General features: G+C 67.5%; 23 protein-coding genes and 1 pseudogene. 13 read left to right on the top strand and 11 right to left on the bottom strand.

The features are described from left to right. Window positions 1–33 precede the first annotated feature (33 nt). The gene (locus NS4_RS33405; RefSeq protein WP_245665449.1) at window positions 34–384 is read left to right on the top strand and encodes a hypothetical protein; all 351 of its coding nucleotides are present in this window, start codon (window positions 34–36) and stop codon (window positions 382–384) included. 141 nt (window positions 385–525) lie between these two features. Here the strand turns inward: NS4_RS33405 and NS4_RS16220 are convergent, their stop codons facing one another. Next, complete coding sequence (locus NS4_RS16220; protein WP_063060394.1) at window positions 526–1,383, bottom strand: SDR family NAD(P)-dependent oxidoreductase; 858 nt, start codon at window positions 1,381–1,383, stop codon at window positions 526–528. A 71-nt stretch (window positions 1,384–1,454) separates the two neighbouring features. Between NS4_RS16220 and NS4_RS16215 the strand changes: the two genes are divergently transcribed. Then, window positions 1,455–1,889 carry a winged helix-turn-helix transcriptional regulator gene (locus tag NS4_RS16215; RefSeq protein ID WP_063060366.1) on the top strand — a complete coding sequence of 145 codons (435 nt, stop codon included), beginning with the start codon at window positions 1,455–1,457 and terminating at the stop codon, window positions 1,887–1,889. A 215-nt stretch (window positions 1,890–2,104) separates the two neighbouring features. Here the strand turns inward: NS4_RS16215 and NS4_RS16210 are convergent, their stop codons facing one another. Both NS4_RS16210 and NS4_RS16205 read right to left on the bottom strand, forming a co-directional pair. Next, window positions 2,105–2,362: a hypothetical protein gene (locus NS4_RS16210; protein WP_063060365.1), complete on the bottom strand. Its 258-nt coding sequence runs from the start codon at window positions 2,360–2,362 to the stop codon at window positions 2,105–2,107. Window positions 2,363–2,460: 98 nt separating this feature from the next. Beyond that, window positions 2,461–3,690, bottom strand: a complete 1,230-nt coding sequence (locus NS4_RS16205; protein ID WP_063060364.1) for an MFS transporter — start codon at window positions 3,688–3,690, stop codon at window positions 2,461–2,463. An 87-nt stretch (window positions 3,691–3,777) separates the two neighbouring features. Here NS4_RS16205 and NS4_RS16200 point away from each other — a divergent pair, with 87 nt between their 5' ends. Beyond that, window positions 3,778–4,227 carry a winged helix-turn-helix transcriptional regulator gene (locus NS4_RS16200; protein ID WP_084487348.1) on the top strand — a complete coding sequence of 150 codons (450 nt, stop codon included), beginning with the start codon at window positions 3,778–3,780 and terminating at the stop codon, window positions 4,225–4,227. A 172-nt stretch (window positions 4,228–4,399) separates the two neighbouring features. Here NS4_RS16200 and NS4_RS16195 read toward each other — a convergent pair whose 3' ends face one another. Further along, the gene (locus NS4_RS16195) at window positions 4,400–4,999 is read right to left on the bottom strand and encodes a TetR/AcrR family transcriptional regulator (RefSeq protein WP_063060362.1); all 600 of its coding nucleotides are present in this window, start codon (window positions 4,997–4,999) and stop codon (window positions 4,400–4,402) included. Between the two features lie 90 nt (window positions 5,000–5,089). Between NS4_RS16195 and NS4_RS16190 the strand changes: the two genes are divergently transcribed. Continuing rightward, complete coding sequence (locus NS4_RS16190; protein WP_063060361.1) at window positions 5,090–5,521, top strand: VOC family protein; 432 nt, start codon at window positions 5,090–5,092, stop codon at window positions 5,519–5,521. An 81-nt stretch (window positions 5,522–5,602) separates the two neighbouring features. Next, window positions 5,603–6,253 carry a hypothetical protein gene (locus NS4_RS16185; RefSeq protein ID WP_063060393.1) on the top strand — a complete coding sequence of 217 codons (651 nt, stop codon included), beginning with the start codon at window positions 5,603–5,605 and terminating at the stop codon, window positions 6,251–6,253. Window positions 6,254–6,268: 15 nt separating this feature from the next. Here the strand turns inward: NS4_RS16185 and NS4_RS16180 are convergent. Continuing rightward, window positions 6,269–6,691 (bottom strand): annotated as a pseudogene (locus tag NS4_RS16180) (Uma2 family endonuclease); the annotation flags it as partial. A gap of 309 nt (window positions 6,692–7,000) precedes the next feature. On the opposite strand from NS4_RS16180, the gene NS4_RS16175 reads away from it, so the two are divergent. Together NS4_RS16175 and cutA are read left to right on the top strand one after the other, a co-directional pair. After that, a complete protein-coding gene (locus NS4_RS16175) occupies window positions 7,001–8,143 on the top strand; it encodes an RNA-guided endonuclease InsQ/TnpB family protein (protein WP_063060360.1) in 1,143 nt (380 codons plus the stop codon). Window positions 8,144–8,241: 98 nt separating this feature from the next. Then, window positions 8,242–8,568 (top strand): divalent-cation tolerance protein CutA, encoded by a 327-nt coding sequence (gene cutA, locus NS4_RS16170; RefSeq protein WP_245665448.1) that lies wholly within the window; start codon window positions 8,242–8,244, stop codon window positions 8,566–8,568. Between the two features lie 52 nt (window positions 8,569–8,620). On the opposite strand, the gene NS4_RS16165 is transcribed toward cutA, so the two are convergent. From NS4_RS16165 to NS4_RS16155, 3 genes are all read right to left on the bottom strand, one after another. Beyond that, window positions 8,621–8,908, bottom strand: a complete 288-nt coding sequence (locus NS4_RS16165) for a GNAT family N-acetyltransferase (protein WP_063060392.1) — start codon at window positions 8,906–8,908, stop codon at window positions 8,621–8,623. A gap of 41 nt (window positions 8,909–8,949) precedes the next feature. Beyond that, window positions 8,950–10,308 carry an FAD-binding oxidoreductase gene (locus NS4_RS16160; protein ID WP_063060358.1) on the bottom strand — a complete coding sequence of 453 codons (1,359 nt, stop codon included), beginning with the start codon at window positions 10,306–10,308 and terminating at the stop codon, window positions 8,950–8,952. A 63-nt stretch (window positions 10,309–10,371) separates the two neighbouring features. After that, on the bottom strand, window positions 10,372–11,436 hold the full coding sequence (locus tag NS4_RS16155; protein ID WP_245665451.1) for an NAD(P)/FAD-dependent oxidoreductase: 1,065 nt from the start codon (window positions 11,434–11,436) through the stop codon (window positions 10,372–10,374). 162 nt (window positions 11,437–11,598) lie between these two features. On the opposite strand from NS4_RS16155, the gene NS4_RS16150 reads away from it, so the two are divergent. After that, a complete protein-coding gene (locus NS4_RS16150) occupies window positions 11,599–12,045 on the top strand; it encodes a GtrA family protein (RefSeq protein WP_063060390.1) in 447 nt (148 codons plus the stop codon). A gap of 7 nt (window positions 12,046–12,052) precedes the next feature. On the opposite strand, the gene NS4_RS16145 is transcribed toward NS4_RS16150, so the two are convergent. From NS4_RS16145 to NS4_RS16135, 3 genes are all read right to left on the bottom strand, one after another. Further along, window positions 12,053–12,694: a Type 1 glutamine amidotransferase-like domain-containing protein gene (locus NS4_RS16145; protein ID WP_063060357.1), complete on the bottom strand. Its 642-nt coding sequence runs from the start codon at window positions 12,692–12,694 to the stop codon at window positions 12,053–12,055. Between the two features lies 1 nt (window position 12,695). Next, window positions 12,696–13,532, bottom strand: coding sequence for a maleylpyruvate isomerase family mycothiol-dependent enzyme (locus NS4_RS16140; protein WP_063060356.1), 837 nt, complete (start codon window positions 13,530–13,532; stop codon window positions 12,696–12,698). Window positions 13,533–13,635: 103 nt separating this feature from the next. After that, on the bottom strand, window positions 13,636–14,091 hold the full coding sequence (locus NS4_RS16135; RefSeq protein WP_063060355.1) for an HIT family protein: 456 nt from the start codon (window positions 14,089–14,091) through the stop codon (window positions 13,636–13,638). A gap of 276 nt (window positions 14,092–14,367) precedes the next feature. On the opposite strand from NS4_RS16135, the gene NS4_RS16130 reads away from it, so the two are divergent. The 5 genes from NS4_RS16130 (at window position 14,368) to NS4_RS16110 (ending at window position 19,003) form a co-directional block, all read left to right on the top strand. After that, complete coding sequence (locus NS4_RS16130; RefSeq protein WP_063060354.1) at window positions 14,368–15,501, top strand: Re/Si-specific NAD(P)(+) transhydrogenase subunit alpha; 1,134 nt, start codon at window positions 14,368–14,370, stop codon at window positions 15,499–15,501. Next, window positions 15,501–15,821 carry an NAD(P) transhydrogenase subunit alpha part 2 gene (locus tag NS4_RS16125; RefSeq protein ID WP_063060353.1) on the top strand — a complete coding sequence of 107 codons (321 nt, stop codon included), beginning with the start codon at window positions 15,501–15,503 and terminating at the stop codon, window positions 15,819–15,821. The genes NS4_RS16130 and NS4_RS16125 overlap by 1 nt, the downstream gene beginning before the upstream one ends. A gap of 3 nt (window positions 15,822–15,824) precedes the next feature. Beyond that, window positions 15,825–17,243, top strand: coding sequence for an NAD(P)(+) transhydrogenase (Re/Si-specific) subunit beta (locus tag NS4_RS16120; protein ID WP_063060352.1), 1,419 nt, complete (start codon window positions 15,825–15,827; stop codon window positions 17,241–17,243). Between the two features lie 90 nt (window positions 17,244–17,333). Then, on the top strand, window positions 17,334–17,783 hold the full coding sequence (locus NS4_RS16115; protein WP_063060351.1) for a nitroreductase family deazaflavin-dependent oxidoreductase: 450 nt from the start codon (window positions 17,334–17,336) through the stop codon (window positions 17,781–17,783). An 80-nt stretch (window positions 17,784–17,863) separates the two neighbouring features. Next, the gene (locus NS4_RS16110) at window positions 17,864–19,003 is read left to right on the top strand and encodes a DUF5925 domain-containing protein (RefSeq protein WP_063060389.1); all 1,140 of its coding nucleotides are present in this window, start codon (window positions 17,864–17,866) and stop codon (window positions 19,001–19,003) included. Window positions 19,004–19,092: the final 89 nt, after the last annotated feature.

Genomic DNA, 19,092 nt, shown 5'->3' with positions numbered 1-19,092 from the left:
TCCGACCGCGCGACCTCGGCGCCCGGTGTTTATTTGAGCAGCTCAGAGGTGCCGGAGTTGAGTCCGGTCGGTGAGTTGCCCAAGGCGATCGGAGTGATTCGGCGTCAGGTGATCGGCCGCGGTGCCGATATCCGCGCGCTCGCCGGGCGCCACGGCCATCGGCTGGTGCACAGCGTGGTTCTCGACACCGGGCCGCTGGTTTCGGCTTTGGTGATCGCGCAGCATGTTTACGAGCACAACGCCCTCGCCGTGGTTGTGCCCGGGTTCGAGCATGCCGACCCGGTGCGACATGTCATCACCGACCTGGCTGCGCTCATCACTCCTGTGTGTGTCTACCCGCGCGGCTACCGGTGGGAGCTGCCCCAGCTGGGAGATCAACAATGAGCTGGGCCGATACCGCCTTGGTGCTACTGGCGCTCGGTCTTATAGCGCTGACCATCGTCTGGTACCGACCATAGCCGGACGAGCTGTCCGCGGGAACGTGCGTCGTCACCGGCTTTGATCCGGCCTCGACTCGGCTCGAACTCACGACGACTCTCCTCGGTCTCGATCGGTTCGGGCTCGCGCCGCCAGGAGGTCCGCGGTGAGCCGGGCGAGGCGGCGGGCATTGCCGGGATCGAGTGAGGGAAGCGAGAGGTCCAGGGTGCGGCCACGGTCCACGGCGGTGATTGGTGCCGCGGGCGGGTTGTCGATGAAGCCGTGTAGGGGGCGGATTGATTCACGTACAGGGCGTGCGGCGAGTACGGAGAGGGAACGGATGGCGGTTCTGGTGAGGAAACCGAGCGGGGAGAGGTCGCCGCTCCTGGTGAAACCCGGGTGGTAGAGGACGACCTTGATCTTGTCGCCGTGCTCCTCGGCAAATGACACACCGAGGAGATCGTTGGCCCGCCCGGCTTGTAACTGGGCGCCGACCACGCTGTAGCCGCGAGTGAGGTGGGGATCGTCCCAATGGACCGCCCCCTTCTGCACACCGACCCCGGCAATACTGACGATCACCGGTCGAGCCGCGCGTGCCAGCAGCGGAACCAGTTCGTGCGAGAACAGATACCGGCTGAGGTAATACAGCGCGAAGGTGTGCTCGAAACCCTCAGCGGTCTGGACACGTTTCCGTGAGGTGCGGTTCGCGAAGAGCAGGAGCGCGTCCAGGGTGTCGTAGGCCGCGCCGATCTCGCCGACCACCCGTTCCACCTCCGTGACCGAACTCAGGTCGGCGCGGATGAAGCGGAGGCGGTCCGCGTCCGCACCGGCCGAGGCGGTGAGTTGTTTGCCTTTGGCCGGGTTGCTGCCGATCGCCACGACCCGGTCTCCTCGGGCGAGGCGTTCCAGGGCGATCGCGCGACCCATGCCGTCTGTGCCGCCGCTGATAAGAATGGTTCTGGACATCACACCTCCGTGGACCCGACTGCTGTACTCATCCTCGGCAGCGGCCACCGGATGCGAAAGAAGGCACTTTTATGTCCGGTCCGCACACGGATGTGCCCTCCATCGTCGCCGCCGCGCTCCCCGCGCCGGTGCCGGTGGCGGAGTACGAGGCCTGCCCGGTGTCGGGGCTGATCAGTCGGATCGGCGACAAATGGGTTCTGCTGGTGATCACGCTGCTGGCCGAACGCCGCTACCGCTACAACGAACTGCACCGATCGATCGAGGGCATCAGTCAGCGCATGCTGACCCGGACCCTGCGCGCGCTGGAGGACGACGGGCTGATCGATCGCGTGGTGTACCCGACGGTTCCGCCGGCCGTGGAGTACGGGCTCACTCAGCTGGGTGAAACGCTGCTGGTCCCGCTTTCGGCGCTCGCCGATTGGGCCGTGGACCATGCCGCCGATATCACCGCCGCGCGCTCGGACCGTCCCGGAGGACGTACGGCCGGCACGCCCGGGAAAGGGTGATCGCGCCCGGCCCGGCCCGGCTCGCGGCAGGCCGTGACGGTAGCTCCGGGTATGAACTACGCGAACACTCGGACATGCGCGTGGGAACGGGATCCTGATTTGTCCGCCGGGCGACCGGAACGGGTGGGGTGGAGATCCCACTCCGAGTCGGATTCGCGAGGGGCACAGGGGCTGCGCGCTCGGCCTCACCAGCCGGTTCGGTACGGCGGTCTACATCAGGTGCGGCGCATGAACGCCACCAAGCAGCACTCCTTCGTGTCCGTGCTGCCGACGCTCCGTTCGACCACGCTGACCAGCTCCCACCCCTGAGATTCGAGCAGTTCGATGCCATCGAGCAGTTGGACGATCGGATCGAAGATGGCGGGCATGTTGTCCCCCAGCTTGCGGAACTCCACACGCGGAGGCGAACTCAGTGCCAGGTTCCGGCGCGGATAGGACCGCAGGTCCACCGCGCCGTTCAGTACGGCGATCACGCTGAAAATCGGCCCAGGTGCTGGAGCATTCACGCCTCCATCATCCTGAACGCCAGGCAGTTTCGACGCCATCCGGACCCGCGGTGCGCTCGACCGCCTCATAACCGTGAACAGGGAACACCGCGCGAGTCCGCTGGGAGCGTAGCCGAATCGGCTCCGGTTCGGCGGACAACCGCCACCGACCGGGTGACTCCCCAGGTGATGAACCCGGCCAGCGCGTAGAGCGCACCGGTCAGGCAGGAAGCCTGCCATCCCCACGTCGTGTAGGCCCAGGTCGTCGTGAGCGCGCCCAGGGCCGAGCCGAGGGAGTAGAACGCCATATAGGCGCCGATGACGCTGCCGGTGCGGTCCGGGTGCGCTGTGGTCAGCAGGTGCTGGCTGCTGACGTGTACGGCCTGAACGGCGAAGTCGAGCGCGACGATGCCGATGACGAGCAGCCACAATGTCGGTTCGGTCCGGGCGATCAGGAGCCAGGAAGCGGCCAGTAGTACGAGTGACCAGCCGGTGACCGATTGTGCGCGACCGGAATCGGCCCAGCGGCCGGCCCGGGCGGCTCCGGCGGCTCCGGCGAGCCCGGCCAGGCCGAAGAGTCCGATCTCGGTAGTGCCGAACGCCCAGGGTTGCGCCCCGAGCGGTAAAGCCAGGCCGTTCCACAGGGTTCCGAACGAGGCGAAGGCGAAGAAGGCGATGACGCCCCGGCCGAGGAGTAGCGGGTCTTCCGCGGCCGACCGACCCATGGATTTCAGTACCTGCGGGTAGCGGCCGCCGGATGGCCTGGGGTCGGACCGGAGTGTCGTCCGAACCGTGACCGCGAGTGCGGCGCAGGCCGCGGCGAGCAGGATATAGACGGCGCGCCAGCCGATGGTGTCGCCCAGGAGCCCGGCCAGTACGCGGACTCCGAGAATACCGATCACCACGCCCGAGGTGACCGCGCCGATGTTGCGCCCCCGCTCGTGTGGTGCGGAGATCGCCGCGACGTAGGCGACGGTGACCTGGACGACGACCGCGAACAGGCCGGCCGTCGCCAGCCCTGCCACGGCGATGATCCCGTTCGGCGCGACCGCCGCGGTCGCGGCTCCGGCGCCGGTGAGCAGCAGGTGGCCGGTGATGAGCCGCCGGCGATCCAGTATGTCGCCGAGCGGTACCAGCAGGACCAGGCCCACGAAGTATCCGATCTGCCCGGCCGCGACCAGCCGGCCCAGCGACTCCGGCGCCAGTCCCAGTTCGGCACCGGCCTTTTCGAGAACCGGCTGGATCGCGTAGATCGTGGACACCGCCATGGCGCACACCATGGCCAGGACGAGCCGCTGTGTCTTCGCGACCACCATAACCGCCTCCAATTGGTAGCAATATGCAACCATTCAACGGTATGGCAAAATGGTTTCGAAATGCAACCGAAGGGGCGAGGTGGAGCGATGGATCTCGGCACCGACCGCGAGTGGACCGACCCCACCTGTCCGGTGGCCCGGACGGTCGACCTGGTCGGCGATCGATGGAGCCTGCTCATCGTCCGGGACGCCATGGACGGCGCGGCGTCGTTCACCGAGTTCCGGCAGCGGCTCGGAATCGCCCGCAATATCCTCGCCGACCGGCTTCGCCGGCTCGTCGACAACGGAATCCTGGCCACCAGCACGGCCCCCGGCGGAAAGCGGCACGTCTACGAGCTGACCGCCGCGGGTAAAGATCTGTTCACGACCATCGTGGCGCTGCGGCAGTGGGGTGAGCGCTACGCGTTCACCGCCGGTGAGGCCCGGTCGACACTGACCGACCTCGCCGGGAACGAACTCGCCGAACTCGCCCCGCGCACCCGGGCCGGCCACGAGATCGGTGCGGACACTTCGCGGGTGCGACACCCGGTGACCTGAGCGGGGCCGGCCGGCCTCGACGCGGTGATCACCCGCAACCCGGGATCCGGTTCAGCGCGAAGGTCGACGGCAATCACGGCGCCATCCTGTACAAGGACTTCCGTGCCGTCGCCCGCGCAGTGTGCGGGACCCGGGAGGGAACGGTTCGCGGACCCGGTGACTGCCGCGATGTTCAGGGAACCGGTGCGGTGCGGAGGGCTTCGAGGATCCGGCGCAGGGAGGCCAGGGTGTCGGACAAGGCGCCGGGGTCGGGGGAGGTGGCGAGCCAGAGGGCGGCTTCGTTCATGGCGCCGGACAGCAGGTGGGTGAGCGGCGGTATGGGCTGGGCCGGGATGACACCAGCGGCAACCAGCGTGGTGAGAGCTTCTTCGAGGTGGCGGGCGGAGGCGGATTCGTCCATGGCGCGCCATTCCTGCCAGCCGAGGACCGCGGGGCCGTCGATCAGCATGATGCGCTGGATCTCGGGGGTGGTGCAGATGGTCAGGAAGGTTTCGCAGCCGGTGACGAGCTGGGGCCACGGGTCCGATTCGGTGTCCGCGGCGGCGGCGACGCGGTCGCCGACCTCGGCTTGCACGTCCTGCAGGACCGCACGGAACAGTGTGAGTTTGCTGTCGAAGTTGTGGTAGAGCGCGCCTTTGGTTACGCCTGCCGCGGTGACGATCTCCGAAAGCCCAACGGCGGCATAGCCTTTAGCGGCAAAGAGCTTCCTGCTCTGGTGTAGCAGCGTCGCGCGGGTCTGTTCCCGCTGCTGGGTGCGCAGCGATCCGGTCATCGCGAACCTTCCGTTGACATACCGACGGTATGCGACCTAGCCTAGTTCGCATACCGTTGGTATGCGAAATTCGGCGCGAAAGAGGCAGGTATGGCACTCGGCAGCTTCTACCCGGTCATCGGCACCACCCGGATCGCGCAGTCGCGCGATTTCTACACCCGCTGGTTCGGATTCGAGATCACTTTCGCGGCGGACTGGTACGTCAGCCTGCGGCGGACCGAAGGCGAGCGGTACTACGAGCTGGCACTGCTCGACCCCACCCACCCGACCGTCCCCGCGGGCTACCGCAAACCGGTTCAGGGCCTGCTGCTGAACTTCGAGGTCGCCGATGTCGACGCGGAATGGGAACGCCTGGTCGTGCGGGGCGGATTGCGGGCCGAACTCGATATCCGCTCGGAGGATTTCGGGCAGCGGCATTTCCTCGTCGCGGACCCGAGCGGCGTACTGATCGATGTGATCACCGAGATACCGCCCACCGGCGAATACGCCGGGCAGTTCGCCGTCGGGTCGGTGCCGGTCTGATGCTCGGTTCCTGTCGCGATCCGGGCGCGGCTCGGCGGAATCGGCCCGCCGGTGTTGCCGGATGGGCGCACAATGGACCGGATGACATTCGGTGGTGCGCAGTTCGACGACCCGGACGAGCTCCGGTCGCGGCTGCGGCACGTCTATTGGATCGGCGGGGGGAGCGGCGCCGGGAAGTCGGCCGTCGCGACCGCTGTCGCTGCCCGGCACGGTCTGCGGGTGTACTCGACCGATGACGCCATGGCCGATCACGCGCGGCGCAGCACGCCCGGCGATGCGCCGTATCTGTTGGAGTTCCTGGCCATGAGCATGGACGAGCGCTGGGTGCACCGGACCCCGGAGACAATGTTCGAGACGTTCCACTGGTTCCGGGGTGAGGGTTTCGGTGCCATCGTCGACGACCTGCTCGGCATCCCCGAACGTACCGTCGCCGAAGGGTTTCGCCTGCTGCCGCACCTGGTCGCGCCGCTGCTGACCGAGCCCACCCGGGCGGTCTGGCTGCTGCCGTCCCCACGATTCCGCCGCAACGTCTTCGCCGGTCGCGGCTGGGATATCCCACGCCGGACGAGCGACCCCGCCCGCGCCCGACGCAACCTCCTGCGCCGCGACGAAATGTTCACCGACCACGTGCGTACGGAAGCGGCTCGGCTCGGCCTGCCCGTGCTCGAGGTCGACGGATCGATGACGGAGCGGGACGCGGCGAACCGGGTGGCACATGCGTTCGGCCTGTGACCCGCTGCGGCGTTTTCAGATCCGGCCGAGATCGATCTCCACAGGGAACGGGGCGGAAACCTCGATCACTCCGGTGAACATCTCGCCGGTCCGGTACGACCCGGTCGCCGGATCGAGAATGTAGGTGTAGATCAGCGGGACTCCGGGGGCGGCCTGTTCGATCCGCCAGTAGAACGCGATACCCGCACGGGCATACTGTTCGACTTTCACTATGCGGTCAGTGGTTTCGGAACCGGGCGAGACGACTTCGGCCACCAGCAGCACGTGTTCGGGTCGGGTCGGCGTGATATCGATCGTGTTCGCGCGGTACACCACCACATCCGGGCGTCGATTGTTGAGCGGTACGTCCCGGAGCCGGACATCGAAATCGGTATCAGCGTTCCAGTCGGGTCCGGCCGCCTCGTCCAGCGCGTTCGCCAGGACGCGGGCCAAGCGGTTGTGCCGCTTGGACGCGCTCGGGGCTCACGGCAACCATCCCGTCCACGATCTCGATCCCGGCGCACTGCTCCTCGGTCCAGGAGTCGTACTCCTCCGGTGTGATCTGCTCGTGCATCCACGCGGGGGCTATCGTCTCGGTGATCATGACGCTGTTCCTCCCGGACACTTGTCGAGCGGGTTCGATACCGCTGAATGGAGTTTACTTCGTCGACCCGTGCCGGAGCCTGTTCGTTCCGTTGGTGTAACCGGTAAGAGTGCTCTCCTCCCCCATCGGATCACCTGACACACTAGTATCTTATTATGTTAAGTATGGGATCTCGGGTGGTGAAGCGGGCGTACAAGTACCGCTTCTACCCGACCCCTGGACAGGCCGAGCAGTTGGCGAAAACGTTCGGATGCGTCCGTTTCGTCTACAACCGGGCACTCGCAGAACGGTCCCAGGCGTGGACGCTCGAAAAGCGTCGTGTCACATACGTGGATACCGCGAGAGCGCTCACCACCTGGAAGCGGCATGCCGAGACCGAATGGTTGGGCGAAGTTTCCAACGTCGCGCTTCAGCAGTCGCTTCGCCACTTGCAGGGCGCGTTCGACAGATTCTGGCGCAAGCAAACTGCCTACCCGAAGTTCAAAAAGAAGGGCCGCTCGAAAGATTCGGCCACCTACATGGCCAACGCGTTCTCATACCGGGATGGGCGGATCAAGCTCGCCAAACAAGCCGAACCGTTGGATATCCGATGGTCCCGCCCGTTGCCGGAGGACGCGCAGCCCTCGCAGGTGACAGTGTCGAAGGATTCGTCGGGCCGCTACCATATTTCGATCCTGGTAGAGGTGACAATCAGTGAGCACGCCCCTGCAGACGCCACGGTGGGTGTGGACGCGGGTATCACTTCTCTGTACACCTTCTCGACTGGGGAAAAGGTTTCCAATCCTCGACACGAAAAGAAAGATCGCGCCCGGTTGGCGAAAGCGCAGAGGGTGCTGGCGAAGAAACAGAAAGGCTCGGCGAACCGCGCCAAAGCACGTTTGAAGGTCGCGCGGGTTCACGCCCGTATCGCAGATCGGCGCCGTGACCACCTGCACAAGCTCTCGACTCGACTGGTGCGCGAAAACCAAGTGATCGCCATCGAGGACCTGAGCGTGCGGAACATGGTCCGCAACCGGACACTGGCGCGTGCGATCTCGGACGCATCATGGTCGGAGTTCCGGTCGATGCTGGAGTACAAGGCCGACTGGTACGGGAGGACGGTCGTCGCGATCGACCGGTTCTATCCGTCATCCAAGACGTGCTCGGTCTGCGGCCGGGTCAATGATTCGATGCCGCTACATGTCCGCGACTGGCACTGCCCATGTGGCGCTGTCCACGATCGGGACACGAACGCCGCGAAGAACATACTGGCCGCCGGGCTGGCGGTCTCAGCCTGCGGAGATGGTGTGAGACCGCCTCGCAGCTGATGCGAGGAGGCAACCGTCACTGAAACAGGAAAACCCAACCGTGAGGTTGGAATCCCCCGCCTTCAGGCGTGGGGAGGAAGTCAAGGATCATGTACGCCGTGAGCGATACCGATCTTGTGGACGTGACGATCAGCGGACCCGACGAAGAATGGCTGGCGGAATTCACCCACCGGCTCGTCACGGATCGGTTGGCGGCGTGCGGAAACATCTTCCCGGATGTGCGATCGATCTACCGGTGGGAGGGCGCGGTGGAGGACGCCTCCGAGGCCGTTGTCGTACTGCACACCAGGGCCTCGCTGGTGCCCGCGATCGTCGAACGCGCCAACTCCGAACACCCCGACGAGGTCCCCCAGGTCGTCGCGGTGCCGGTGGCGGGGGTGAACCCCGCCTACGGTCAGTGGATCCTGGACGAGACCGCGAGCTGACCACCGCTGTACCCGCGCCCGGTACCCCGGGCGCGGTCTCCGGCATCCGGGCTCAGCGGTACACCAGGTCGGCGTATTCCGGATGAGCGCCGATGTAATCGTCGACGTACCAGCAGGTGGCCGCGACCGCGAAGCCGGCGTCGCGGGTCTCGTCCAGTGCGTACTTCACCACCTGCGCGGCCACACCCCGCCCCCGGAACTCGGGGAAGGTGATGGTGTGGTGGAAGTTGCGGACCTTCGGCGACTCCGTTTCCGCGTAGTCGGCATAGCCCGCGAGGGTCCCGTCCAGGTAGATCTCGAAGCGGGTGTCGTCGGCGTTGTGTCGCAGTTCGGTACTCACCTTCGGTGAAACGGCGGGCCCGGTCCGGTTTGTTCCGGTGTTCACAGGACAGCGCCGGGGTTGAGGATGCCGTGTGGGTCGAGGGCCGTTTTGATCCGCCTGGTCAGGTCCATCACCTCGGGGCCCAGCTGATCCGGGAGCCAGGCCTTCTTGAGGCGGCCCACACCGTGTTCGCCGGTGATGGTGCCGCCGAGGGCGATGGCCAATTCCATGATCTCGCCGAAGGCGCGGTGCGCGCGTTCGGTCTCGTCCGGATCGGACGGATCGTGCACGATCAGCGGATGGGTGTTGCCGTCACCGGCGTGCGCGATCACCGACACCGTGACGGCGTTGCGCCCGGCGATCTCGGAGATACCGGTCACCAGATCGCCGAGCCGGGGCAGTGGTACCCCGACATCCTCGAGCAGTAGCGGGCCGAGCCGTTCGACCGCGGGGATCGCATAACGGCGGGCGGCGGTGAACGCTTCGCCCTCCTCCGGGTCGGCGGTGTGGAACGCCTCGGTGGCCCCGGCGGCCCGGCAGGCCTCGAGCATGATCCGGGCCTCCTGCGCGGCGTGGTCGCCGGGTGCGTCGGAGCGGGCCACCAGCAGGGCGGCGGCGTCGCGGTCCAGGCCCATGCGCAGCTCGTCCTCCACCGCGTTGATGGCGACGGAGTCCATGAACTCCAGCATGGCCGGGCGCAGTGCGCCGGTGACGGCGAGGATCGCCTCGGTGGCCGCGGTGAGTGTGGCGAAGGAGGCGACCACGGTGCTCTGCACCGGCTGAGCGGGCAGCAGCCGCAGGGTGAGTTCGGTGATGACGCCGAGAGTGCCCTCGCTGCCGACGAACATCTTGGTCAGCGACAGCCCGGCCGAATCCTTCAGCCGCGGACCGCCCAGCCGGACCGCGGTGCCGTCGGCGAGCACGACCTCCATACCCAGGACGTAGTCGGTGGTCACGCCGTATTTCACACAGCACAGACCACCTGCGTTGGTGGCGGCGTTACCGCCGATCGAGCACATCTCGAACGACGAGGGGTCGGGGGGATACCACAGCCCGTGTTCGGCGACCGCCCGCTTGACCTCGGCGTTGAGCAATCCGGGGCCGACGACTGCTGTCCGGGTGACCGGGTCGATGGCGATTTCGCGCATCCGCTCGGTGCTCAGCACGATGCCCCCGTCCACCGCGGTGGCCCCGCCGGACAGACCGGAACCGGCGCCGCGCGGGACCACCGGGATCCGGTGCTCGTCGGCCCAGCGCAGCGTCGCGCACACATCGGCGGTTGCGGTGGCGCGGACCACGGCAAGCGGGGTTCCCGCCGCCGGGTCCTTCGCCCAGTCCTGCCGGTATCCGGCGAGGACATCTGCATCGGTGAGCACCGTGCCGGCGGGTAGGAGATCGATAAGTTCACGCAGGTCCACGCCCCAACGCTAACCGCTCGCGGCCCGGATGGGGTCCCGTCCGGGCAGACGGGACCCCGGCGATCACAGTCCGTGGCCGCGGGCGCCGTTCACCGACTGCGCGAGCTCGGCCTCCGCGGCTCCCGCGAAACCGTCGCGCGCGGCGGCGACCGCGGTATCGAATTCCTCCTCCACCAGATCGGCATTGATCTGCGCACCGGCCATCGCGCCGGCCGCGGAGGCCGCGCCCACCTGTGCGGACAGATCGGTGACGTTCCCGGCGGCCCAGACCCCCGGTACCTCGGTGCGGCCGGTGGTATCGCACGGGATGTACCGGCCGAATCCGGCCGGATGCTCGGTGTCCGCCAGACCCAGGCCGGCCAGGAATCCGGAGCGGGCGACCATCCGCGTACCCACGGCGACGACCTCCCGGGCGACGACGGTGCCGTCGGCGAGCCGGATGCCGGTGATCCGGTCGTCGGTGATCTCGATTCCGGCCACCTCGCCCGGCACTACGCGGACCCCGCGCGCGGCGAGCCGCTGCGCCACTTCCGGTGTGGGGTCGGGCTGATCGTGGGTGAAGTAGACGACATCGTCGCTGAGCTGGCGGAACAACTGAACCTGGTGCACGGAGATCGGCCCGCGGCTCAGCACGGCGATCGCCCGGTCGCGCACCTCCCAGCCGTGGCAGTACGGGCAGTGCAGTACATCGCGACCCCAGCGTTCCCGCAGGCCCGGGATTGCGGGCAGTTCGTCGGTCAACCCCGTGGTCACCAGCAGCCGCCGCGCCCGGACCGCTCGGCCGTCGGCGAGCGTGATCGTGAAACGGTCACCGTCGCGGACCGCGCCGGTGATCTCCCCGGACACCACCCGGCCGCCGTAGCGGCGGACTTCGGCGCGGCCGGTCGCGAGTAGTTCGGCCGGCGGCATACCGTCGCGCGCCAGCAGTCCGTGCACACCTTCGGCGGGAGCGTTGCGCGGATGTCCCGCGTCGATCACCACCACGCTGCGCCGCGACCGGGCCAGCATGAGCGCCCCGTTCAGTCCGGCCGCCCCGCCGCCTGCCACCACCACGTCGTAGTCGTTGCCCAATTCATCGGTCACCGTGACCACCTCCTCGGCGCCGACTATCCGCACCTTCGGATTGATTGGCAAACAATTTTGCTGCAATAGCAACTCGGTGCAGTGGGGCCGGATTGCGGCATCCATCCGGAAAACCGTGTCCGGACTGCACGTTTGCCGTGCGCACACCTGCCGGACACCTGGTCCTGGGAGGCTGGCGGCGTGCAGGACCTCGCGACGAACGCCGATATGTGGGAGATCCGCTTCGCCCGCTGGTGCCGGGCGGTGGTCGCGCGCCTGCCGTGGGGCCTGGACCGCTGCGTCGCCCCCACCTTCCTCGGTTTCGCGCTGATCAACGGTTTCACCTTCGGGGTCGACCTGCTGATCCTCACCGGGATGCGCAGCGGACTCGGGTTACCGGGATGGTTGTCGGTCTCGGTCGGCTACGTCTGTGCGTTCGCGCTGGCGTTCTATCTCAACCGGCGGCTGAACTTCCGCTCCCACGCGCCGGCGGGACGGCAGGCGGTGTTCTACACGGTCGTCGTGGTGTTCAACTACCTCGCCTTCATCTTGGGCGTCGGCGCCGGGCTGGCCGCACTGGGCGTGCAGTACCACCTGTCGCGGGTGCTGGCCGGGGCGTGCGAGGCGGTGTACATGTACTCGGCCATGCGCTGGGTGGTCTTCCGGCGCCGCTGACCGCCGGTCAACCCGTGTACACCCGGGTTTCGTCCCCGTCGCGGACCACGACATCGGCATCGGTGAGCGCCCAGTGCGGGGTGCCGGCCGCCCGGAGGCGGTCGGCGAGGGCATTGCCCGTCCGTTCGGGATCGGTGGGAGAGTCCAGATGCGGCACTATCGGACGATCTATCACGCCGAGCCCCGTCCAGATCGGGTCGATACCACAGGTCGGCCGTACCTCGGCGGGGTCGTCGGCGGTCTCCAGACCGTGCAGGTCCGGGCTCAGTACACAGGCGCCCGCGCTGTAACCCGCGTAGACGACCGAATCCGCCGCCAGCATTTCCGGGATCACCAGGTCCGCACCGCTGCGTGCGAACTGGGCGCGCAGGACGAAGGTGTTGCCCCCGCGGACCCAGAGGACGGGGAACCGCGCCAGCCGCCGGCGCAACTCCTCCGGGCGCCCGGCGTATTCGCGCAGATCGACCTCCTCGGGCCGGAAGCCGAGTGCGCGCAATGGGGCCAGTTCGCTGGTCAGCGCGGCGGCACGGCCCCGGGGCCAGGAGTCGAAGGCATTGGCGATCACCGCGATCGGGCCCGGCTCCCCGGCCAGCGCGGCGAAGAGGTCGTAATGAGCGCCGAACCGGTAGCTCGCCAGGAACAGCCGCATCTCAGATGGTGAACGCCAGATTCCGGACCACCTGCCGGCCCAGATCCGCGTCCCCGTGGAAGGTGATCCGGTCCAGTGCCGAGTCGGCGTCCACCCGGCCGCCACCGAGCCGAACCAGCAGACCGGAGTCCAGTTCCAGTGTCACGGTGGGTTCGGAGGCGGGTGTGTCCACATAGCGGGCCCGATCGCCGACCTCGATGTGCAGGGTCCGCGCGAGCGGACCGGTGAGTGCCAGGGTGATGAGTGAACCGGCCGGCGCCTTACCGCGTTTCGCGATCACCCGGGGCAGCGACTGCGCGAATTCGGCGAAGGCGAGTTCACCCCGTGGACCGCCCTCGTCGACCCGTTTGCCCAGCGCGTCGGCGATATCGAGTTCGTGCATCCAGCAGTCGAACAACCGCACCCGCATGAACCGCGCGTAGGGCACCTCGCCGATCGGTGACGGTGACGGCGCCGACCACGCCGCATCGTCCATGGCGGCGAGCGCGGCCCGGCGGCGGCTGATCACTTCGCGGTACAGGCCGAGCAGTTCGGCACCCGGGCGGGGGCGCAGCCGCTGCACCCAGACCTCGTTGAGGGCGCCGATCTCGTTCCGTACGTGCGGGAGGGTCTTCACATCGATATCGGGCGCCTGTGGATCACGCGCCGGCGGCTTGTCCCCGAGCAGCAGCGACTCGGTGCCGATCACATGGCTCAGCACATCGAACACGGTCCACCCCGGCAGCGGCGAGGGCGTCCGCCACTGTTCCTCGTCGAGGTCGGCGACCAGTTCGGCGAGGGCGTCGAACTGGTCGGACAAATGCGCGGTGAGTTCGGGACGGTCGAGTGTGTCGGTCATTCGGTTCTCCTTCGAAGCCGGTACATGCGATCCGCGGCGGAGGGATCGCATCGCCGGCAGTGCCTTGGCCGGCTGATCGAAATTCTTGCGGACTCGCCCGGAATCAGACCGGGTCTCCGTCGGATCCGGGCCGCGCGTCCAGGGCGGCCAGGTCCGCGCGGAGGGCGGCGGCGACGCGGTCGGGCTCGTGCGAGCGGCGCAGCACGAGTCCGGTCGCGAACCGGAACTTGTCGCCGTGGCTGCGGGGGATCACATGCAGATGGACGTGCGCGACCGTCTGAAACGCGGCCTTGCCATCGTTGATCAGCAGATTCGCGCCGTCGGCGGCGAACCCGGGCCCCTGTACCGCCCGGGCGACGCGATGGCCGACCCGGAACATATCCACTCCGGTCTCGGCATCGAGTTCGGATAGATCGGTGGCATGACGCTTCGGGATCACCAGCGTGTGCCCGCGGGTGATCGGCCGGATATCCAGGAACGCGGTCACCGTATCGTCCTCGTACACCCGATGGGCCGGTGCGGTACCGGCCACGATCCCGCAGAAAACGCAGTCGTTCACACGGCGCACTCTACGGCGTAAGGGCGCCGCGGGTCCCGGAGTGGGCGTCGACTTGGCAAACTTTTCAAACTGTTGAGCATGCTTCGGCGGAAATATCCCGCTATCAGGCTTTACCGATGTGAAGACATACGGTTGTCTACACGGAATGTGACGGGCATCTCAGCTAATCTCACTGCGGCCGATGTACGGTTGCCAGGATTTCGGGCGGTGGTGTCCCAGGACACCTCCGCCCGGCGCCGTTGATCGGCGGCCGAAACAGCAGGAGAGGGAAGCACAGTGGAGACAACGCAGGCCGTGAGCGATTCGTCGCCGCGCGGGGCGCGTGTCGGTGTCGTTCGCGAATCCGCCGCGGGCGAGCGGCGGGTCGCCTTGGTTCCGAAGATCATTCCCACGCTGGTGAAGCAGGGCGTGGAGGTCGTGGTCGAGGCCGGAGCCGGAGCGGGCGCGCTCATTCCCGATACCGCATACACCGAAGCCGGCGCGAAGATCGGTGACCCCTGGTCGGCCGACGTGGTCGTCAAGGTGGCCCCGCCCAGCGGTGCCGAGGTGGGCAAACTGTCCTCGGGGCAGACGCTCATCGGATTCCTCGCCCCCCGCAACGCCGACAACCAGATCGACGCGCTGAAGAAGGCCGGAGTGCAGGCCTTCGCGGTGGAGGCCATTCCGCGGATCTCGCGCGCCCAGGTGATGGACGCGCTCTCCTCGCAGGCCAATGTCGCCGGGTACAAAGCGGTACTGCTGGCGGCCTCGGAATCGACCCGCTTCTTCCCGATGCTCACCACCGCCGCCGGCACCGTGAAACCGGCGACCGTACTGGTGCTCGGCGTCGGTGTGGCCGGCCTGCAGGCGCTGGCCACCGCGAAGCGCCTGGGCGGCCGGACCACCGGCTACGACGTGCGCCCCGAGGTCGCCGACCAGGTGCGTTCGGTCGGCGCCCAGTGGCTCGATCTCGGGATCGACGCCGCCGGTGAGGGCGGCTACGCCCGCGAACTCACCGACGAGGAGAAGGACAGACAGCAGCAGGCGCTCGAGGACGCCATCAAGGGTTTCGACGTGGTGATCACCACCGCGCTCGTACCCGGTCGTCCGGCGCCGCGGCTGGTGACCGCGGGCGCGGTGGCCGGTATGAAACCGGGCAGCGTCATCGTGGATCTCGCCGGGGAGACCGGCGGCAACTGCGAACTCACCGAACCAGGGCAGACCGTGGTGAAGCACGAGGTGACGATCTGCTCGCCGCTGAACCTGCCCGCCACGATGCCCGAGCACGCCAGTGAGCTGTACTCGAAGAACATCGCCGCGCTGCTGGAACTGATGCTCGCCGAGGGCGAACTGAAACCCGATTTCTCCGATCAGGTACTGGCCGATTCCTGCGTCACCCGTGACGCCGAACCGACGACGAAGGCGCAGTGATGTACACCGAACTGCTGGCGAATATCGCGATTCTGGTGCTGTCCGGTTTCGTGGGTTTCGCGGTGATCTCCAAGGTCCCCAATACCCTGCACACGCCGCTGATGTCGGGTACCAACGCCATCCACGGCATCGTGGTGCTGGGCGCGCTGGTCACCCTCGGGCGGATGGAGGACCCGTCGCTCGGGGTGCAGGTCATCCTGTTCGTAGCCGTGGTGTTCGGAACGCTCAACGTGATCGGCGGTTTCGTGGTCACCGACCGGATGCTGGGCATGTTCAAAGGCAAGAAGCCCACCGCGGGTGCCGAGAAGGCAGGTAAGTGACCCATGGACAATCTGGTCGATATCCTCTACATCCTGTCCTTCGCCCTGTTCATCTACGGTCTGATGGGGCTGACCGGCCCGAAGACCGCGGTCCGGGGCAACTGGATCGCGGCGGCCGGTATGGCGATCGCGGTGATCGCCACCCTGATCGCCGTCCGTGACACCACGAACTGGATCCTGATCGTCGCGGGCCTCGTCGTCGGCGTGGTGCTGGGCGTGCCGCCCGCCCGCTACACCAAGATGACCGCGATGCCCCAGCTGGTGGCGGCGTTCAACGGCGTCGGCGGCGGAACGGTCGCCCTCATCGCCTGGGCCGAATTCATCGACACCACCGGCTTCTCGGCCTTCCATCACGGCGAGGAACCGACGGCGCACATCATCGTGGGTTCGCTGTTCGCCGCGATCATCGGCTCGGTCTCGTTCTGGGGTTCGCTGATCGCGTTCGGGAAGCTGCAGGAGATCCTGCCCGGCCGCCCGATCGGTCTCGGCAAACTGCAGCAGGTGGTGAATCTGCTGCTGCTGGTGGCCGCGATCGCGGCGGCGGTCGTCATCGGGCTCGGCGCGTCCGACGGCGGCGTCTCGCAGTGGTGGATGGTCGGCCTGCTGCTGGCCGCCGGTGTGCTGGGCCTGATGGTGGTGCTGCCGATCGGTGGCGCCGATATGCCCGTGGTGATCTCGCTGCTCAACGCGCTCACCGGCCTCTCCGCCGCGGCGGCCGGTCTGGCGTTGAACAACACCGCGATGATCGTGGCCGGCATGATCGTCGGCGCGTCCGGCACCATCCTGACCAATCTGATGGCCAAGGCCATGAACCGGTCCATCCCGGCCATCGTGGCGGGCGGCTTCGGTGGCGGCGGCGCGGTCGCCGCCTCCGGTGGCGGCGAGCAGAAACAGGCCAAGGCCACCTCGGCGGCCGACGCGGCGATCCAGATGGCCTACGCCAACCAGGTGATCGTGGTGCCCGGCTACGGTATGGCCGTCGCCCAGGCCCAGCACGCGGTGAAGGAGATGGCGGGACTGCTCGAAGCCAAGGGCGTCGAGGTCAAATACGCCATCCATCCGGTCGCGGGGCGGATGCCCGGGCATATGAACGTGCTGCTGGCCGAGGCCGAGGTGTCCTACGACGCCATGAAGGAAATGGACGATATCAACGGCGAATTCGGCCGCACCGATGTCGCCCTGGTCATCGGCGCCAACGATGTCACCAACCCGGCCGCCCGCGAGGATTCGGCCAGCCCGATCTACGGTATGCCGGTCCTCAATGTCGACCAGGCCAAATCGGTGATCGTGCTGAAGCGTTCGATGAACAGCGGTTTCGCCGGTATCGACAATCCGCTGTTCTACTCCGACCACACGTCCATGCTCTTCGGCGATGCGAAGAAGTCGGTCGGTGCGGTCACCGAGGAACTGAAAGCGCTGTAGCCCGTTCGAGCGCAGTGTCGGCCCCGGTGGCGGGCTCGGTTGTCCGGATCGAGCCCGCACCGGGGCCGCCTGGGCTGTTACCGTCGGTGGATGACGGATCTGGGCGTGAAACTGCTGCGGAACCGGTGGTTGGTTCGTTCGCCCATCTGGGCGTTCCGCGCTCGACTGGGTTTCCTGTTCGGTGGCCGGCTGCTGTTGCTGGAACATATCGGCCGCACCTCCGGCCGGCCGCGATACGTGGCATTGGAGACGGTGGACCGGCCGGACACCGATACCGTGGTGATCGCTTCGGGGTTCGGTGAGACCGCCCAGTGGTACCGGAACCTGCTGGCCGAGCCGCAATGCCGGATCAGTATCGGCACTCGTTACCGAGCACCAGCGGTGGCGCGCGTCCTGGACCGGGAAGCGGCGGCCGCGGTACTGGACGGCTATCGGATCAGGCATCCGAAGGCGTACCGGAAACTGAGCGCGATCATCGAAGGAGCCACCGGCCGCGATATCGGTACCGTGCCGCTGGTCGAGTTGTCGCTGCGCTCCTGAGTTCTCCGGCGCGGTCGCGGAATACGGTTCGCGGAAAACGGGTGGACGCCGTCGTGGCGGCGGGCAGATCATGGTCGGCGATGCCCGAACGCAACGAACCCCTGCGCTTGATCGAATTCGACAGCACCGCCGCCGAACCCGCCGATGCCCTCCCGTGGTCGGCCGTTCTCGATTCCTATTCCACCCCGCGTGACCTGCTGGACATGCTGGCGCTCAGCCTCTTCGGCCGCGGCGTGCAGCCTTTCTACCGGAAGAGACAACTGGAGCGGGTGCGGGTGGATGCCCCGCTGCGCCCGCCGGGCTCGGTGATCGCGCGCCAGGTGGTCGAAGTCGATTCGTTGTCGATTCTCGTGCTCGGGAAGGACTGGGCACTGCGGGCCGATCGGTGGGCGGACAGATCGGCCACCGTGGAAGTGACCGCGATCAGCGACGAATTGGCCGAACGCATAGTCGCGGAAGCGACTCGCGACGCCGAAGAGGCGATGCCCGCCGATCTGACCGCGGTGAAGATGGGTTTCTGGCACCAGGGCGACCGCGGGGCGACCCGGCGGGTCCTCACCGTCACCACGCCGGAGTGGCCGGAGATCCGCGGGAACTACAGCTCCGGTGTGGCCGGCGCCCTGGACCGCCTGATGGCGCTACGCCCGGACGATATTCGCGGGCGGCTGCTCCTGTTGCACGGTCCGCCCGGCACCGGCAAGACCACCGCACTGCGGGCGCTGGCCAGATCATGGTCGCAGTGGTGCCAGGCCGATTGTGTACTCGATCCCGAGATGTTGTTCGCCAAGCCCGGGTATCTGATGCGTGCGGCCATGGGAGCCGAGGGTGAGGACGAGCAAGCCGACCGCTGGCGGTTGCTGATCCTGGAGGATTGCGATGAGCTCATTCACGCGGAGGCGAAAAGCTCCTCGGGACAGGGCCTTTCCCGGCTGCTGAACCTCACCGACGGGATGCTGGGCCAGAGTCGCGATGTGCTGGTGGCGATCAGCACCAACGAGGATCTGTCGCGACTGCACCCCGCGGTCACCCGGCCCGGCCGCTGCCTGGCCCAGTTGGAGATCGGGAAGCTGTCGGCCGCCGAAGCCCGGACCTGGTTGGGCGACCACCCCGCCGCCGGTTCCGCTACGGAGGCGACGCTCGCGGAGCTGGTCGCGCTCCGCGAGGGTCAGGGCGATATCGCGGTCACCGCGGCTGCTCCCGATACCGGGATGTATCTGTAGTTCCGCGAAAGATCCTGGGTCGAGAGCCGGCCGAAAGGTTGAGCCGGTGCCCCGGCCAGAGCTCGGATAGTGAGCTCTGGCCGGCGCGC

Origin of the sequence: Nocardia sienata NBRC 100364, from assembly GCF_001613205.1 — a bacterium.
Classification (GTDB): Bacteria; Actinomycetota; Actinomycetes; order Mycobacteriales; family Mycobacteriaceae; genus Nocardia; species Nocardia sienata.
Note: the sequence above shows the minus strand (reverse complement) of the source record. Positions and strands in the feature narration are given on the sequence as shown.

Bases quoted from the DNA above. Each gene is read 5' to 3' on its own strand.
- NS4_RS16220 (WP_063060394.1), bottom strand. From the start codon at position 1,383: ATGTCCAGAACCATTCTTATCAGCGGCGGCACAGACGGCATGGGTCGC.
- NS4_RS16215 (WP_063060366.1), top strand. From the start codon at position 1,455: ATGTCCGGTCCGCACACGGATGTGCCCTCCATCGTCGCCGCCGCGCTC.
- NS4_RS16205 (WP_063060364.1), bottom strand. From the start codon at position 3,690: ATGGTGGTCGCGAAGACACAGCGGCTCGTCCTGGCCATGGTGTGCGCC.
- NS4_RS16200 (WP_084487348.1), top strand. From the start codon at position 3,778: ATGGATCTCGGCACCGACCGCGAGTGGACCGACCCCACCTGTCCGGTG.
- NS4_RS16195 (WP_063060362.1), bottom strand. From the start codon at position 4,999: ATGACCGGATCGCTGCGCACCCAGCAGCGGGAACAGACCCGCGCGACG.
- NS4_RS16190 (WP_063060361.1), top strand. From the start codon at position 5,090: ATGGCACTCGGCAGCTTCTACCCGGTCATCGGCACCACCCGGATCGCG.
- NS4_RS16185 (WP_063060393.1), top strand. From the start codon at position 5,603: ATGACATTCGGTGGTGCGCAGTTCGACGACCCGGACGAGCTCCGGTCG.
- NS4_RS16175 (WP_063060360.1), top strand. From the start codon at position 7,001: ATGGGATCTCGGGTGGTGAAGCGGGCGTACAAGTACCGCTTCTACCCG.
- NS4_RS16150 (WP_063060390.1), top strand. From the start codon at position 11,599: ATGTGGGAGATCCGCTTCGCCCGCTGGTGCCGGGCGGTGGTCGCGCGC.
- NS4_RS16145 (WP_063060357.1), bottom strand. From the start codon at position 12,694: ATGCGGCTGTTCCTGGCGAGCTACCGGTTCGGCGCTCATTACGACCTC.
- NS4_RS16140 (WP_063060356.1), bottom strand. From the start codon at position 13,532: ATGACCGACACACTCGACCGTCCCGAACTCACCGCGCATTTGTCCGAC.
- NS4_RS16125 (WP_063060353.1), top strand. From the start codon at position 15,501: ATGTACACCGAACTGCTGGCGAATATCGCGATTCTGGTGCTGTCCGGT.
- NS4_RS16120 (WP_063060352.1), top strand. From the start codon at position 15,825: ATGGACAATCTGGTCGATATCCTCTACATCCTGTCCTTCGCCCTGTTC.
- NS4_RS16115 (WP_063060351.1), top strand. From the start codon at position 17,334: ATGACGGATCTGGGCGTGAAACTGCTGCGGAACCGGTGGTTGGTTCGT.
- NS4_RS16110 (WP_063060389.1), top strand. From the start codon at position 17,864: ATGCCCGAACGCAACGAACCCCTGCGCTTGATCGAATTCGACAGCACC.